Genomic DNA, 15337 nt, shown 5'->3' with positions numbered 1-15337 from the left:
GCCATAGATAAACATGATAACAATATGGCTAAGACAGAATCTGAAGTTAACCTAGCGCTACGCGCGCATGCAATAGAACATAACGGTGTCTTTTGTTATTCGACACTGACACAGTTTCAACAAGCCCATCATCTAAGCGAACAACAACTTGAAGCGCATTTACTGGAAGTGGCCGCCACCTTTGCAACTCCCCCGATTTCTAAGTTTTATGTTGGTGCAATAGCCTGGGATAACCAATCAAAGCATGCCTTTCTCGGCGCCAATTTAGAATTCTCTCGTCAAGCACTCAGTTTAGTGGTGCACGCTGAACAAGCAGCGATTAATAATGCCTGGCTAAATGGCGCTAAAGAAATTTCCAAAATGACCATTAATGCCGCACCATGTGGTTATTGTCGACAGTTTATGAATGAGCTCAGTACCGCCAAGCAACTGCAAATACTGTTGCCAAATGGCGCGACCTCGCTGCCGGAGTTGCTTCCGAATGCTTTTGGGCCCTCGGATCTGGGGAATCAACACACCTTGTTCAATCAAGCTGCAGTTGAACCTAACCAACAATCCTTACCTGATGGCGTCAGTGACGCGCTTTATCAACACTATCAATTGGCTTATGCGCCATACTCTAAAAACGCCAGCGCGGTGGAAATTCGCCTGCAAGATGGCCGTTGCTTTTATGGTCGCTATGCCGAAAACGCAGCCTACAACCCCAGCTTGTCACCTTTACAAGGGGCATTGAGTCAATTGGCGTTAGCAGGTTTTGAGTTGTTAGATAGATCTCAGGTTGCGGCTATTACGTTGCTGGAAACACAAGGGCATAGTAATCAACTGGCGGTGAGTAAAGCGGTGCTTGCAGCGTTTGACTGCCAAGATTTGCTGCAGCATAGCGAAGTTGCTGGCAATTAGGGAACAAAGGGCCACAAAGCATTTCGGCATTGTGGCCCTAAATATTACTTTTCGTTAAGCAGTAATTCTGCTGCTTTGAGCACCGCGGTAACGGCGTTTTTCTCGATGTTGTGATGGTCGACATTAGGAATTTCTTGACGTGTGCGGTTCACCAACACACCTGCAAGGCAAGCCGCTTTTAATCCTAGTGCTGCACACATGGTGAATAACGTCGCCGACTCCATTTCATAATTCATCACATTGAGTTTTTGCCACTCTTCACACGAACCTTGGTAGGCCTTACGCACATAACCTGAATAGGTGTCATAACGCTCTTGGCCGGGGTAAAAGGTGTCGCTGGATGCGGTGATCCCAACATGGTGTGTTATGCCCAAGGTCTCACATGCCTTTACCATGGCTGCGGTAGCATGGAAGTCAGACACCGCTGGGAACTCGATAGGGGCAAAGTGTTGACTGGCACCATCAAGACGTACTGAGGCGGTACTAATTAGGATTTCACCTTCATTAATATGCGGTTGGATTGCGCCAGTAGTACCAATACGCAAGAAGGTTTCAACGCCAAGTTGCGCCAGCTCTTCAACCGCAATGGAAGTGGATGGTCCACCAATTCCGGTAGAGCAAATGACCACAGGGGTTTGTTGTAAAAAGCCGAGATAAATATGGAATTCACGCGTTTGCGCTAAGCAAGTGGGTGAATCAAGATACTCTGAGATGCGCTGCGCGCGTTCAGGGTCGCCTGGGACGATGGCGAGAGAGGCGCCTTGTAGGTCAGCTTTGGTTAGACCTAAGTGAAATACCTTTTCCATAGTAAACCTTAGTTATGTTTAAAGCGTAATGTTTATAGTAAACGCTTGGTGTGTACAGGACAGATGTCCGACTGCATCAAGACCGGTGTTCAGCAAAATAGCAAGTACGTTTGCTTACCATAGCGCCTTATTAACAGACCAGCAATCTTCAGGCGCTACTTGGCTAAAGTACAGTGAGTTTGATGAGAACATAGGCTTCAAGTGACAGCAATTGATGAACATATACCTTGCCAGATTGCCAATGTTCCACTAAACCTTTAAGAGAGAGCAACTACGAGGAATGGTTATGCCTGCTACACATTCTATAGATAAAAATAACGAGTTTGCCCGTTGTTTTGAGTGCAACAAAGTCGCGGCGATGGCGCCGTTTCATTGGCTCGCGCTGGCTTTTAAAGACATTGCCAATGCGCCCATTTTAAGTCTAGTCTACGGTCTAGTTTTTACCCTTATTCCTGCTTGTATTATGTGGTTTGTGTATCAGTCTGGTACGCATTTAGTCATTTTACCTGCGGCGGTGGCCTTTGCCTTAATTGGTCCGGCGTTTGCTGCAGGGTTGTATGATGTTGCTTGGGAGCTGGAAAAAGGCCATAAGCCAACACTCACCCACAGCTTAAAGTCGATGTTTCGTAATCCGGCGGGAGAGTGGGGGTTTGCCGTGCTGCTAATGGTAATAATGATCGTGTGGATGCGGCTCGCGGCGTTAATTCATGCACTTTACCCCAATGTACCCGATCCCACTTTTGAACAGCTGTCGGCGTTTTTGGCACTGGGATCGATTGTGGGCGGAATTTTACTGGTGTGTGTGTTTGGCATTTCGGTGTTTACTCCGCAAATAATGATGGAGCGTCGCGTTGATATCATGACAGCAGTGGTCAGCTCGATGCACGCCGCCAAAGAAAACTTTGCTGCTATGGTGGTTTGGTGTGGCATTATTGTGTTTATGGTGCTGCTTGGCTTTGCCACCGGAACCGCTGGGTTTATTATCATTATGCCGCTGTTGGCTTACGCCAGTTGGCATGGCTACATTGCTGTTATTAAAACAAAAAGACCCCGTCATTACGAATAACTAAACACTCTCCATGAATAATCAACCGTTACCTTAAATAGACACATTGGGGTAGCGGTTGACAGCGCTTTTAAACCTGATATATATGCCTCAGGTTTTGTCGACAAGACCAATATATACTGCAGCCCTCTCTGCTTGATTTTATTTTAAAGTATTGAATTTTAAATAATTAATTGTGCTGGTGCTTGAGTTGCCGGTGCTGCTTGTTCGCCATGAGGCGAGGTCAAAGGCGGGAAAGGAGCAAGTAATTATTGGTGGCGGTCGACAGCATGAATATTCAAATAACAGGGGATAGCGATGTCACAGAGTAACCAACCATTTCAGCAAAAACTTGAGCACTGTTTATGCCCCCCAGGTGATGGCGTTTTTACCGTCAACACAGCTAAAGAGCGCAAAGCGGCACTAAGAGAAAAGCTTTATGGACAAACAGAGGGCGTTGAAGGCTTGTGGAAGCAATCTTTGCAGCAACTGGGTCAGAGTGAATACAAAGCTGCTATTTTAGGGATCAGCTCCGACTGTGGTGGTGGGATCTTACGTGGTGCCAACTGGGGCCCGCTGTTTTTACGTTCAACGTTAATTGAACAACAACCACAAACCAGTGCGTTTGATTTGGGTGATGTGCGTGTTATTCCACACTTACTCCATGATAAATACCTGAATGAGCAAACCATCAGTAATTGCCAAAAAGCACTGTATGCCGATCCAAAAAGCGATTATTACGTCTCGCCGCTGTCAATCACAGAAGATGTGTGTGATGGCTTTTATGCCAACCATCCCGACAAGGGCATTTTTGGTATCGGTGGTGATCACTCAATTAGCTATCCGTTAACTAAGTCGTATTTAAAAGCCAAGCGCGACCGCGGCATTAAAACGGCCATCATTCATTTTGACGCCCACACCGATTTACTGGTTGAACGCTTAGGCATTGATTTGTGCTTTGGCTCATGGTGTACGCATATTTTAGAATATTTACCAGCGCCGCATCACCTAGTGCAATTTGGTATTCGCTCAAGTGGTAAACCTAAGTCTCACTGGGAGTCGACGTTTGGGGTGAAGCAGCATTGGGCCCATGAGATCAGAGAGCGTGGCGCACAAGCAGTGGTAAGCGAAGTTATTGAGCAATTAAAAGCCGATGAAGTCGAGGAGCTATACGTAAGCTTTGATATTGACGCTTTAGATGAAGCCTTTGCTTCAGCCACAGGTACACCTGAAGCGGGCGGCATGACCCCGGATGAAGCCATGGTTATATTGAGTGCGCTAAAAGCCGAGTTTAAAATAACCGGTGCTGACATGATGGAAATCGCGCCTTTCACAGACAGCTCATTGGTGGGACAAACGAGCTCGGAAACCACCTTAAGAGAAGGGGCTAAGCTGAGCGCATTTTTAATCGATGCCATCAACCAAAGCTAATTTATAAACCCGCAATTTAAGACTTAACTGGCAGCGTGTTGAGCCAGTCAGTTAAGTCTATTCTTTCGTACGGTTTCACAACTTCGTGTGTTTTAATCCCGCTTATTACATCAATTATTGCTCTGCTAGCGCCTAACTACTATATTAGTCAAGTAGCTAATGGAGAGCGTGAATGAAATTTAAGGTGTTATTTTGCGGCGTAATGATGTGCATAAGCTTTAATTCATGGGCTTTCACACTAAACATAGTGACCGAAAACTTTCCAGATTTTCAATACACCAATGAAGAAGGTCAGTTAATAGGTCACGCCGCCAACAAAGTTCGTGCGGTGTTAGATGGCTCTGGACTCGATTATTCTATAAACGTGCTATCTTGGCCTGTGGCTTATAACGCCGCGCTTAGACGTGATGATACCTGTGTGTTTTCCACTGCTAGAAATAAATCTCGAGAGCACGAACTCCAATGGGTGTTCCCAATTACGCATTTTACCACTTCTTTTTATGCTTTGCGCGAGCGCAATATTAGGCTGGCCTCAATGACTGACGCTCGGCAATATCAAACCGCGGTGATCCGTGATAATTTTAGTCATCAGTTTTTAATGGAACACGGTTTTGTGGAAGGTAAGGAATTGATTTTAATCAATTCCTTCGATCGGATCTTTAAGCTTCTAAAAGAACGGAAAGACTTTGTTGATTTGGTTATTTTAAGTGACGCGCAATATCGTTTCAGAAGTTTAACCGAAGAGACGGCGCAATTATTGGAGCCGATTTATACCCTGGAAAACTTTCAGTCGACTTTATATTTGGCGTGCAACAAATCCATGCCGAAATACGTGATCAATAAGTTAAGTACGGCCTATCAACGTTTGTATTCAAAGCAATAACGCCATTATGCTCTAGATGGCGAAGTCGCTTAGGATTGCGGCCACTGAAAGCCGTGAAAGGTATCTAGGTACAGCTGCTCTACTTTTTCCCGTGCCCACGGTGTTTTACGCAAAAACTTTAAGCTCGACTTAATGCTAGGGTTGTCTTTAAAGCAGTTGATATTCACCACGGCCGCCATTTTTTGCCAGCCTAACTCTTGCTCTAGCTCACGGATAATTTGTTCTAACTTAACGCCGTGAAGGGGATTATTGGGTTGCTTGTCCATATATTTATATTTGCTAGTACGACTTAGGCGCTATCTTACCCTAATTTTGTCTTCGATTTCAGGTCTAATTGCTTTTCCCGAGGCATCTGCCTTAAGCCATACCAGCTTGCTATTTTGTTGGTTAGCGTATTTAGGGGCGCACACAAACAGCATATCAAACTGGCTAAGTAGGGCACCTTCACTGTAGGAGTGTCCTTGATACCAGCAAACTTGCTTGGGTATGTCACCAAACAGCTTAACTTCTTCGGGGACTGCGAAGCTGACAAGGGGGTTAAAAAATAACAATAACAGTAAAGCGGATAAAAATTTCATCATTACAATTTTTTAGACTAGAGTTTTAGATGAATATAGAAGAATAAGGATAAATAACAATGGCACTTGATGAAAAAATGTTGGAAGAATTAACGTTACTAACAAAGTTTCCTAGGAACAGTTTACACCAAGGGATAAAAATCCACAGTCATGCGCCAGAAGCAACACAGCATGCTGCGCAAAGGTTATTTGAAAAAGGCGTCATCGACAGCCCCGACGGTGGCTACTTGACCGATTTGGGTCAGGATTTAATCGATCACTTCGATCATGTTTATAGTGCACTTAAATAAAATAAGGGAGCGATTGCTCCCTTATTTTCAATGATTAACTGGCGTCGGCCTGGTTTTCAGGTGCGGCGTCATGGAACGCCTCGAGGGTATTACAATACTCATAAACCCGACTAATTTTTGGAAAGGGAGTCATATCCACTTTAAAGCGCAGCGCATTAAATACCTGTGGAACTAGGCAAACGTCCGCCAGCGTTGGCTCTGTGCCAAAGCAGAATTGGCCATCACCTATCATCGGCTCTATCTTTTTAAAGCCTTCAATTACCCAGTGACGATACCATTCGTTCTTTTGTTCATCGCTCACCCCAAGCTCAGTCGACAGGTATTTTAATACCCGTAAATTGTCGATAGGGTGAATATCGCAGGCAATGGCATAGCAAAAGTTACGTACTTGGGCTTTTTGCCAAGGGTCTTGAGGCAGCAGTGCTTGTCCTGGCTGCGTTTCTTCAAGCCACTCTAGCATCGCTAAAGATTGCGCTAAGGTGCCATGCTCGGTTTCAAGAGCTGGCAATAATCCTTGGTTATTGACCTTAAGATACGCCTCGCCTTGTTGCTCTGACTTTAATAAATTAACCGGGACCAATTCGTGCTCTAGTCCTTTAAGGTTCAGCGCAATGCGAACACGATACGCGGCGGATGAACGAAAGTAAGAATACAGTTTCAACATCTTAGTTTAGGCTCCTTTAAAGTATTTTTTAATGCCTTTCCAGCAATCAGCATAGTTTGGCTGACGCTCGTTGCCTTCTAGCGCATACTTAGTTGGAGAGATAATGTAACGTGACTCAAACATAAACGCGAGGGTATTTTCATAGCGCTGCGGTTCTAGCTCGGCGTTACTGGCTTTTTCAAACACATCGGCTTCTGGACCGTGCGGTGACATACAGTTGTGTAAGCTCATACCTCCAGGCACAAAGCCATGCTCTTTGGCGTCATACACGCCTTCAATTAGGCCCATAAACTCACTCATAATATTACGGTGATAATACGGTGGGCGGAAGGTGTTTTCTGCCACCATCCAACGCGGCGGGAAAATCACAAAATCAATATTCGCCACTCCAGGTGTGCCTGAAGGCGAGGTTAGCACCGTAAAAATAGACGGGTCGGGGTGATCAAAGCTCACCGTATTCATGACATTAAAGCGGGCTAGGTCGTATTTATAAGGGGCGCTGTTACCTGTCCAAGCGACGACATCAAGTGGAGAGTGGCCGATATCACAACGGAATAGGTTACCGTTGAATTTCGCCACTAACTCAAAGTCGCCTTCTTTGTCTTCAAAAGCGGCTACTGGGTACTGGAAGTCGCGCTCATTGGTGTAACCATTGGCGCCAACTGGTCCACGTTCAGGCAAAATATATGGGTGGCCGTAGTTTTCACAGATATAGCCACGCACTGAATCGCTCAGCAATTCAACACTGAATTTGATGCCACGGGGAATTACGGCAATTTCTCCCGGTTTGATGGCCAACTTGCCACACTCGGTGTTTAGCAATAACTCACCTTCTTGCGGTACAAATAGCATTTCACCGTCGGCATTATAAAAATAACGACCTGCCATAGAGCTATTGGCAACATAAACATGGATACCAATACCCGTTTGCGCGTTGGCACTGCCATTCGCTGCCATGGTGACTAGGCCATCGATAAAGTCGGTTTTCTCTTCTGGTACGGCGATGGGGTTCCAGCGCAGCATTGAAGGGGGAGTGACCGCTTCTGTAATTGGCGCCGTGCGTAGCAAGCCGTTATCCATGGCTTCATACTCACCTTGCAACACAGAAGGGCGAATACGATAGAACCAATTACGGCGATTATCCGCCCGCGGTGCGGTAAATGCTGTGGTGTTGTATTGTTCAGCGTATAAGTCGTATTTTACTTTTTGTGGTGAAAACTGCCCAATCGGTAATGCACCTGGTAAGGCTTCAGTTTCAAACTCGTTACCAAACCCGGTTAGATATTGTAATTCTTGGCTCATAGGTCTCGACTCCTTTAGGTTTTATAGTAAGATACTCTCATGTGAGAGTATTTTCAATGTTATGGCGAAACACTGGCTGTAAAGTTTTCATGACATTGAAGTGTGAGAGAACTTATGGAAAACGATAGAAAACTGCTTAATATTCAAGAGTTTCTTCCCTATCAGTTGGTGTCGCTGTCAACCAAAGTGAGCAATGACTTTGCCCAGGTGTATGAACAGCAAGGACAATTAACCCAGCCGCAGTGGCGTACTTTGTCGCACACCATTCATCACCAAGGGATCACCGCTCGAGCCATATGCGATTTAGCCAATATGGATAAATCGACGGTGTCGCGTGCCATTAAGCAATTGCAACAGCGCGGGTTGGTGGCGCTGTCTGAAAACAGTCAAGATAAGCGGGCTAAGCTGGTGGTGGCAACGGCTGAGGGAATGGAGTTATATCGCTTGTTAACGCCACTGGCACGGCAATGGGAGGTGCAGTTATTAGACTGCTTTACCACTGAGCAGAAGGCGCAATTTGCCCAGTTACTGGCAATATTGGACGGCAAGTTAGCCAAACAGGAATAAAAAAGGCCAACCGCGGTTGGCCTTTTATATGTGATATTAGATCAGTTCTTAGAAGTTGTAACGGACACCAATCTTCACGCGGTATGTCGACTCTTCAGCTTCAAACTTGAAGTCACCTGTTCTAGGTGCGCCTACAATGTATTTTCCAGTTTGTGGATCGATATCCATTTCAATTACATTGCGAGTACCAAAATCCTGAGTAAATACCTTTCCTGCAGATGAATCGATTAGATTCAATAGGTTGTTGACTACAAAATATACTTCACCTTTATGATCTGCGCTAAAACCAGGCAGTTCTTGTGATACGTATAAATCCATTGAAGTAATCCAAGGTGACTTACCTACACTGCGGTCGACAAAGCCACCTGCGTAGTTTGACAAGCCTATGTCTTTAAAGTGGTTTAACACTTCTTCTTCGGTTACACCTTCATAACGTAATACATTGGGATCGTTAGCGGTTGGAACATAAGCAAGGTAGTTGCCACCGAAGGTAGTACCAAAACCAGACGGTTGAATTAAGTCTTGATTAAAGAAGCGGCCGCCTGTTAGGTTTTGCCATCTAGTTAAGTGACTGAATGCAGAACCTGAGCGGCGCTCAAAGAATAAATTGAAATTAGTTTTATAATTTTCAATAAACTCTGTTGAGTAACCTAGGTTAAGTACAAAGCGGTGCTCAGTCTCATAAGTAGAGGTACCGATTTGAGTTTTTTGATGATCAAGGAAGTGACCGTAACGGTAGTTACTGCGTGCTGTTGATGAGCCGCCAGGGTTTCCTTCGGTAATGTCTTGATGTGTGTATGATGCATCAAAACTAAAGCCATTCTCCCACTCTTTTGACAAACCTGTACTTAAAATGATTGAACGGCCATTTTTGTCAGCATTGGTAAGCATGATTTCAAGTTCACGCGTATCGTAGAAAGGCAATGCACCATCTGCAGAGTAACCGACTATGTCATCTTCTTGCAATGCAGCATTAACCCACTCAGCTGTGTCTTCCTTATCTGTGTATATTGCAGTTGTAGTCCAAGCAAAGTTATCACCAATATATGGAATATCAAGAGTAACATCTGCATTTAACATGTAGGTCCACTGCGACGGGATATCAAAATTAGGGTCAATTAAGTTAGACACTGAGCCTTGGTTAGCTTCATTGATACCATCAAGAGCATCTTGAGGAATGCTGTTAAGTATGCCTGTTGGTGCTTGGAAGTCTTGATTAGAGTAGTTTTGTCGACTAAAACCGTCATTTGAGTAAGAGTTTGAAATCCAAACGTTTGGATTACCACCTGCATAACGGCCGAAGCTACCTCGAATAGTAACGTCGTCATTCATATAATAAGTGAAACCAGCTCTAGGGAGCCAAATATCTGCACCATCAAGGTTGTAAGTATTATCAAAACCAGTTCTGTCTAATACTGTTTGGTTAAAGGCTGGTTTATCATCTGAACCTAAACGTTCATAACGAAGACCAAAGGTGAATGATAACTCATCACTAAAGTCCCAAGTATCATTCACATAAAGTGCTAAGTCTTGGCGTTTAAACTCGGCGGCTACCGCATCTGGGTTGTTACCAATACCATTACTGTAGTTATATCTAGAAACTAAACGGTTTTCAAAGTCCTCTAGACTATTAAAGGTAATCACGCCTTTTGAGCTGTCTAGATAAAGGTTTTTAACATCAAGAATATCGTACTTTAAACCAAACTCAATAGTGTGCTCGTCTAGAAGATAAGTCGCATCAAACTTCAATGTGGTTAGATCATTTTCTAATGAGTTTGAGTGGCGGCTGGCATCTGAACCAAAACTAATGTCACCTGTAGTACCGTCACCATCAACATCTATGTTGTTAACACTGATATCACCCAAACCTAGCTGGCTGTCCAAAGAAACTTGACCTGTTTCAACTGATTTGCTTGTGAAGCTAACCTGAGTTGAAAAGTCATAGGTCCAATCAGAATACAAAGTAGTGCTAAAGTTATTTAGCTTTTCTGACTTGTTATACCAATATGTACTTAGGTGAAGGTCATCTTCATCATTGGTCATATTGTTGGTACGGTTACCTTCATTGAACATGTAAACAAAGTTCGCACGATGTTCATCGTTAATATTCCAGTCTAACTTGATAATGTATTTTTCATCCTCAAGTTGTGGCTGTTTATCAGAGCTACCAATATTGTCAACACCATACACTTCAGAGGCAATGCGACGAACAGCGGCTACATCAGAGTCTGTTATGTTTGTTTCGTTTGCGCCAATTCCAGAACCTGCCGGGCCCCACTCAATACTTTGAGGTGACTCATATTTTTCATAGGCGCCAAAAAAGAAAAGTTTGTTTTGTAAAATTGGAGCGCCAACAGAAAAGCCATAATTTTCTTCGTCAAATTCTAATGGAACTTCTTCACCGTCAAGTGTTGGTGTTCCAGCCCAGCTGTCAGTCATTTTTTCGAAAAAGACACTGCCTTCAATTTCATTGCTACCAGACTTAAAAACGGCATCAACGTTACCACCAGTAAACCCGCTAGACTTCGCGTTAGTAGGTGCTACTTGAACGGTAACTTGATCGAGGGCGTCAAGAGGGAAGGGATTACGTTGTGTTGGGTAGCCACCAGAGTTAAGACCAAAATCATCGTTTAGAGGGATACCATCAACAGTAATGGAGTTGGTTCTAGGGTTTGAACCTGCGATGGTCATTGCACTGTCATTGCCTGGCTGAATTACCACTAAAGGGTTGTTTCTTACAACATCTTTGATATCGCGGCTAATGCTTGGTGCATTCTTGATGGCTTCAGAACCATAATAGGTATCATTCGCTGATGAATTAAAGAGTATTGGAGTACCTGTAACTACGATAGACTCCATTTGTAGTTCACTAAGTTGTTGGTCAAGTTTACGAGCTTCACCAAGTGATAGGTAGACATTGCGAAGTTCAGCGTCGCGAAATTTATCTGAATCAATAGTGATAGTATAAGGTCCGCCAACACGAAGGCCTGAAGCATTGTAGCTGCCAGAGTCATTGGTAGAGACCACGCGGCGAGTACCGGTAGGCTCATGGACAATAATTATTTTTGTATCTGCGGCAGGGTTACCCTGTGGACCTACAATCTGGCCTTTGACAGAGGAAGAGGTATCGGCAGCGTTAGCCAATCCACTTATTCCTAAGCTAGCTGCAACGGCTAGGGTGAGCGCATTTTTACGAAGTTGATTTTTCATTATGTTGATTCCCGTGAGGCTTTGTTTTTAATACAAAACTATTTTTTTGGTATCGAAAGCGTGCGGTTTTCAGCGACTACTTCCAGTACCAGTATTTAGAACGGCCATACTTTAACTGTAGCGTATGTCAGTTTCATTGCGAAACGTTAATTTTTCATCAAAAATCACTTAATTTTCGACAAAGAACTTTTGAATTGACCGGTTTATTTTTGACCGCTTATGGGCGTTGCGTATGATAGTTATATTTCATAATTATTACAAATGTTAACGTAGTGATGTCGAAACAAATTAGCCTAAGTTGTTATGCTATATATTATTTAAAAGGGGAGTTACAAACTAAGGGAACCATGTGGGAATAAGTAAGCAAAATGTAGTAGGTTAGGATCAGTGTAAATCAAAAAAGGCCAACATAAGTTGGCCTTTGGGAGATTATCTAATTACGTGTTAGATATTAGAATGTATAACGGATACCAAGCTTAGCTTGCCAGCCTGATGAACCTGCAACGATTTGATTATAGTTGCGAACGTCTGCGCCCTTGTGGCGGTTTTCTAAGATTAGACGACCTTCCTCGTCTAAGCCACCAAAGTCATATAAACCTTGGTCTGAGTAACCCATACGTTTCTCAACACCCCAATCGCTATTTAGTAAGTTGGCAAAGTTTTCTACCATAAAGTAGAACTGACCTTTGTGGCCGTCAACAAAGCCAGGGATCTCTTGCTTAAAGCTGAAGTCCATAGTAGTGACCCAAGGTTGTGTTCCTGTGTTGCGGTCTAAAATGGTGCCTCGTTCAGAGATGCCGGCACGATTAAGTAGTGCCTCTAGCTCATTCCATTGCAAACCTGACTCACCCCAGTTTACGTTCGGATCATCCGCACCGGTAGGGATATACGCTAGGTATGCTGAGTTACTCCAGAAATCTTTAGTGTCACCGAAGGCGCTATCTTTGTAGAAGCCCATTGAGTAGCTGAATGGACGACCAGAACGACGCTCGAAGAAGACGTTGAACTGAGTGTCATAGCCATCAAAGAACTGCGTTTCATAACGTAAGTTAATTTTTAAGCTGTGCTCAACTTCGTAGTAACCACGGCCAACCATATCCACGTTACGGCTTTGTACGATGGCATGCTTATAGTTACTTTGTGCACGTGAAGATGAACCAGGTGCAACTTCTGTTACGTCTTGGTGCGCGTAACTTACAGATGCATATAGACCATTATCAAACTCTTTGGCTAATGCCGTAGAGAAAATAACAGAGCGGCCATTTTCGTCGCTGTTGGTCATCATGATGTCAAAGTTATCGCGAAGTTCTCCTTCGTAGATGCTGTCATAGATGATACGACCATCTGCTGACTTACCCACTGGTGTAAGGGCGGTGTTGTGCCATACCGCTTCATTTTCTTTTTTGTGGTAAGCAAGCTCAGCCGTCCACTTAAAGCCATCACCAAGTAACGCTGAGTCAAAATCATACTCAAAGCCAACTTGGGCACGAATGCTTGAAGGCAGTTCGAAGTTAGGATCGGTGTAGTTTGTGCTACCTGCGCCTTGCGTTAGCGAGTTTTTAATTGCATCTGGAACCGCAGTAATATCTGCTTGGTTTTCAGAGTAGTACGCTGCAATGACATCGCTGCTTGCGGCTACATAGGTAATGCCGTCGTTTTGGTACGGGTTGTTATACCAAACGTTTGGAATACCACCTTGGAAGCGACCAACACCACCTTTAACCGTTAATGCCTCAGTGGCGTAATACTTAAAGCCCACACGTGGCAAGATGATATCAAGGCCATCTAGGTTCTCTTGGTTAGAGAAACCATAGGTGTTTAGGAAGTTTTCGTTAAGGGTTGGCTTATCGTCAGACGACAAACGCTCATAACGTACACCGGCAGTGAGCTCTAAGTCGTCCATTGGGTAGAACGTATCTTCAATGTACAGTGCTAACTGATTTCTTCTGGCATCGTAGGCTGTGTCATTAGGATCGTTGGTATAGGCATTGCGATATGAGAAGTCGTATTCACCATCGTAATTACCTACTTCGCGATTCTCGAAACCTTCTAGGCTATCGAATTCCCACGAACCCAGTGAGTTAGCTGCAAACAGGTTGTACAGTCTTAAGCTTTCGAACTGTGCACCAAAGTTAATTTCGTGGTCACCGTAGAAATACGTACCATCGAAAGTAAGGGTTAGGTTTTCTGTTTCTGATCTGTTTTTATGACGGAACTCGTCAGTACCAAACTGATAAGCTGGGCCGCGATAATACTCTTCAACTTTTACTGAACCAATATCAGAGAAGGTTTTGCTATCGCTTGATACGTCTTTGTAGGCGATACCAATTTCTGTTGATAGGTCATCGCTCCAATCAGAGTAGAACTTGGCTGCAAAGTTATTGAATGACGTTTCGTAAATATAACGGCCTGACGCAAGTGAAACGGTATCACCACCAGTACCGAAGTTACGCTCGTCTTGGTCGTCTTGCCACTGATAAGTGAAATCAGCACGATGCGCTTCGTTGATGTTCCAGCTTAGTTTTACTAGTAAACTGTCGTTAGTATCTTCTGGGTCGCCACCTAGGCTATCAGTGAAGCCATACTCACTGTTTAAGATAGACAAGAACTCGTTATAGTTTGCTTCTGTGGTGTTGTACTCATGTACCGCCCCTGAGCCTTCAAAGCCATAATCCATGTCCAGCTCTTTAGCCCAGCTATTGTAGTTTACAAAGAAGAACAACTCGTCTTCGATGATGGCACCACCGGTGCTGATACCAAAACGCTTTTCAGACTGGATTGGATCTGCTTTGGTGGTTTCAAAGGTACGGTGGCCGTCTTCATCCAATGCCGGGCGTCCGTCAGCGTAAACCTGAGAAATAGACTCAGTTTCACCGGCTAGGTCTGGATTAGAAAATTCGTAGAAACCTGTGAAAGTAAACTCATTTGAGCCCGACTTAGTTACGGCATTAATCGTACCGCCGCCAAAGTTACCCTTGGCTGCTGAGAAAGGCGATGCGTCAACTGAAATCTGTTCGATAGCGTCAAGTGCAACAGGTGGTTGCTCTGTTGGGTAACCGCCGTAGTTTAGACCAAAGTCATCGTTTTGGCCGATGCCATCAACAGTTAGGCTGTTGGTTCTTGGGTTACCACCGGCAATGGTTAGCTCGCCGTTGCCGTTAATGCTGGCTAATGGGTTAAGACGGGCAATGTCTTTAATATCGTTATTGAAACTTGGTGTATTAGCAATGGCATCTTCGCCAAATACACTGCTTGAGCCGCCAGCTTGTTGTACAATTTTGTAACCAGTTACTTGGATTTTTTCCATTTGTAACGGCTCTAGCTGTGACGTCATGCGACGCGTCTCACCTAGCTCTAAGTAGATGTTTTCGACGCTAGTATCGGTGTATTTGTCAGAATCAAGCAGTACTCGATAAGGACCACCAACGCGTAAGCCTTTAGCAATGAAAGCACCTGATTCATTGGTTGTGAATGTGCTAACCGTACCAGTTGGCTCATGAAGTACCGTTACTTTTACATTTGCCGCAGCTTCACCATTTGGATTAGTGATCTTACCGCGTAGTGCAGAGGATGTATCAGCAGCAAAAGCACTAACCGATACACCAAGTGCTAGGGCGAGTGCTCCTGCGACTTGGCTCAAGCGAACGTTTTTCATTGTGTT

The 15337-nt window shown here is 44.3% G+C and carries 13 protein-coding genes; 6 read left to right on the top strand and 7 right to left on the bottom strand.

Going from position 1 to position 15337, the window contains the following annotated elements:
- Window positions 1-24 precede the first annotated feature (24 nt).
- Window positions 25-900: a cytidine deaminase gene (cdd, locus tag R3P39_RS00345; protein WP_336565027.1), complete on the top strand. Its 876-nt coding sequence runs from the start codon at window positions 25-27 to the stop codon at window positions 898-900.
- 44 nt (window positions 901-944) lie between these two features.
- Here the strand turns inward: cdd and udp are convergent, their stop codons facing one another.
- Complete coding sequence (gene udp, locus R3P39_RS00340; protein WP_336565026.1) at window positions 945-1706, bottom strand: uridine phosphorylase; 762 nt, start codon at window positions 1704-1706, stop codon at window positions 945-947.
- A 286-nt stretch (window positions 1707-1992) separates the two neighbouring features.
- On the opposite strand from udp, the gene R3P39_RS00335 reads away from it, so the two are divergent.
- The 3 genes from R3P39_RS00335 (at window position 1993) to R3P39_RS00325 (ending at window position 5065) form a co-directional block, all read left to right on the top strand.
- Entirely contained in the window at window positions 1993-2772 is a 780-nt protein-coding gene (locus R3P39_RS00335; RefSeq protein ID WP_336565025.1) for a DUF2189 domain-containing protein, read from the top strand.
- A gap of 297 nt (window positions 2773-3069) precedes the next feature.
- Window positions 3070-4182, top strand: a complete 1113-nt coding sequence (locus R3P39_RS00330) for an arginase family protein (protein WP_336565024.1) — start codon at window positions 3070-3072, stop codon at window positions 4180-4182.
- Between the two features lie 172 nt (window positions 4183-4354).
- Window positions 4355-5065: an amino acid ABC transporter substrate-binding protein gene (locus tag R3P39_RS00325; protein ID WP_336565023.1), complete on the top strand. Its 711-nt coding sequence runs from the start codon at window positions 4355-4357 to the stop codon at window positions 5063-5065.
- Window positions 5066-5094: 29 nt separating this feature from the next.
- On the opposite strand, the gene R3P39_RS00320 is transcribed toward R3P39_RS00325, so the two are convergent.
- Window positions 5095-5331: a VF530 family protein gene (locus R3P39_RS00320; protein WP_336565022.1), complete on the bottom strand. Its 237-nt coding sequence runs from the start codon at window positions 5329-5331 to the stop codon at window positions 5095-5097.
- A 30-nt stretch (window positions 5332-5361) separates the two neighbouring features.
- Window positions 5362-5646: a DUF1496 domain-containing protein gene (locus tag R3P39_RS00315; protein ID WP_336565021.1), complete on the bottom strand. Its 285-nt coding sequence runs from the start codon at window positions 5644-5646 to the stop codon at window positions 5362-5364.
- Between the two features lie 56 nt (window positions 5647-5702).
- Between R3P39_RS00315 and R3P39_RS00310 the strand changes: the two genes are divergently transcribed.
- Complete coding sequence (locus R3P39_RS00310) at window positions 5703-5933, top strand: TIGR02647 family protein (RefSeq protein ID WP_336565020.1); 231 nt, start codon at window positions 5703-5705, stop codon at window positions 5931-5933.
- Window positions 5934-5967: 34 nt separating this feature from the next.
- Here R3P39_RS00310 and maiA read toward each other — a convergent pair whose 3' ends face one another.
- Together maiA and hmgA are read right to left on the bottom strand one after the other, a co-directional pair.
- On the bottom strand, window positions 5968-6594 hold the full coding sequence (gene maiA / locus R3P39_RS00305; RefSeq protein ID WP_336565601.1) for a maleylacetoacetate isomerase: 627 nt from the start codon (window positions 6592-6594) through the stop codon (window positions 5968-5970).
- A 9-nt stretch (window positions 6595-6603) separates the two neighbouring features.
- Complete coding sequence (hmgA, locus tag R3P39_RS00300; RefSeq protein WP_336565019.1) at window positions 6604-7899, bottom strand: homogentisate 1,2-dioxygenase; 1296 nt, start codon at window positions 7897-7899, stop codon at window positions 6604-6606.
- 114 nt (window positions 7900-8013) lie between these two features.
- Between hmgA and R3P39_RS00295 the strand changes: the two genes are divergently transcribed.
- Complete coding sequence (locus tag R3P39_RS00295) at window positions 8014-8466, top strand: MarR family winged helix-turn-helix transcriptional regulator (RefSeq protein WP_336565018.1); 453 nt, start codon at window positions 8014-8016, stop codon at window positions 8464-8466.
- Between the two features lie 48 nt (window positions 8467-8514).
- Here the strand turns inward: R3P39_RS00295 and R3P39_RS00290 are convergent, their stop codons facing one another.
- Both R3P39_RS00290 and R3P39_RS00285 read right to left on the bottom strand, forming a co-directional pair.
- Complete coding sequence (locus R3P39_RS00290; RefSeq protein ID WP_336565017.1) at window positions 8515-11676, bottom strand: TonB-dependent receptor; 3162 nt, start codon at window positions 11674-11676, stop codon at window positions 8515-8517.
- Between the two features lie 451 nt (window positions 11677-12127).
- The gene (locus tag R3P39_RS00285) at window positions 12128-15331 is read right to left on the bottom strand and encodes a TonB-dependent receptor (protein WP_336565016.1); all 3204 of its coding nucleotides are present in this window, start codon (window positions 15329-15331) and stop codon (window positions 12128-12130) included.
- Window positions 15332-15337 lie beyond the last annotated feature (6 nt).

The sequence above is a fragment of the Pseudoalteromonas sp. UG3-2 genome (genome assembly GCF_037120705.1).
Lineage (GTDB): Bacteria > Pseudomonadota > Gammaproteobacteria > Enterobacterales > Alteromonadaceae > Pseudoalteromonas.
This window is presented reverse-complemented; position numbering and strand designations above follow the sequence as displayed.

What these genes read in the sequence shown, in the direction of transcription:
- R3P39_RS00310 (WP_336565020.1), top strand. Translation starts at nt 5,703, where the DNA reads ATGGCACTTGATGAAAAAATGTTGGAAGAATTAACGTTACTAACAAAG.
- R3P39_RS00325 (WP_336565023.1), top strand. Translation starts at nt 4,355, where the DNA reads ATGAAATTTAAGGTGTTATTTTGCGGCGTAATGATGTGCATAAGCTTT.
- R3P39_RS00315 (WP_336565021.1), bottom strand. Translation starts at nt 5,646, where the DNA reads ATGATGAAATTTTTATCCGCTTTACTGTTATTGTTATTTTTTAACCCC.
- R3P39_RS00330 (WP_336565024.1), top strand. Translation starts at nt 3,070, where the DNA reads ATGTCACAGAGTAACCAACCATTTCAGCAAAAACTTGAGCACTGTTTA.
- R3P39_RS00335 (WP_336565025.1), top strand. Translation starts at nt 1,993, where the DNA reads ATGCCTGCTACACATTCTATAGATAAAAATAACGAGTTTGCCCGTTGT.
- R3P39_RS00290 (WP_336565017.1), bottom strand. Translation starts at nt 11,676, where the DNA reads ATGAAAAATCAACTTCGTAAAAATGCGCTCACCCTAGCCGTTGCAGCT.
- R3P39_RS00295 (WP_336565018.1), top strand. Translation starts at nt 8,014, where the DNA reads ATGGAAAACGATAGAAAACTGCTTAATATTCAAGAGTTTCTTCCCTAT.
- R3P39_RS00285 (WP_336565016.1), bottom strand. Translation starts at nt 15,331, where the DNA reads ATGAAAAACGTTCGCTTGAGCCAAGTCGCAGGAGCACTCGCCCTAGCA.
- hmgA (WP_336565019.1), bottom strand. Translation starts at nt 7,899, where the DNA reads ATGAGCCAAGAATTACAATATCTAACCGGGTTTGGTAACGAGTTTGAA.
- cdd (WP_336565027.1), top strand. Translation starts at nt 25, where the DNA reads ATGGCTAAGACAGAATCTGAAGTTAACCTAGCGCTACGCGCGCATGCA.
- udp (WP_336565026.1), bottom strand. Translation starts at nt 1,706, where the DNA reads ATGGAAAAGGTATTTCACTTAGGTCTAACCAAAGCTGACCTACAAGGC.
- R3P39_RS00320 (WP_336565022.1), bottom strand. Translation starts at nt 5,331, where the DNA reads ATGGACAAGCAACCCAATAATCCCCTTCACGGCGTTAAGTTAGAACAA.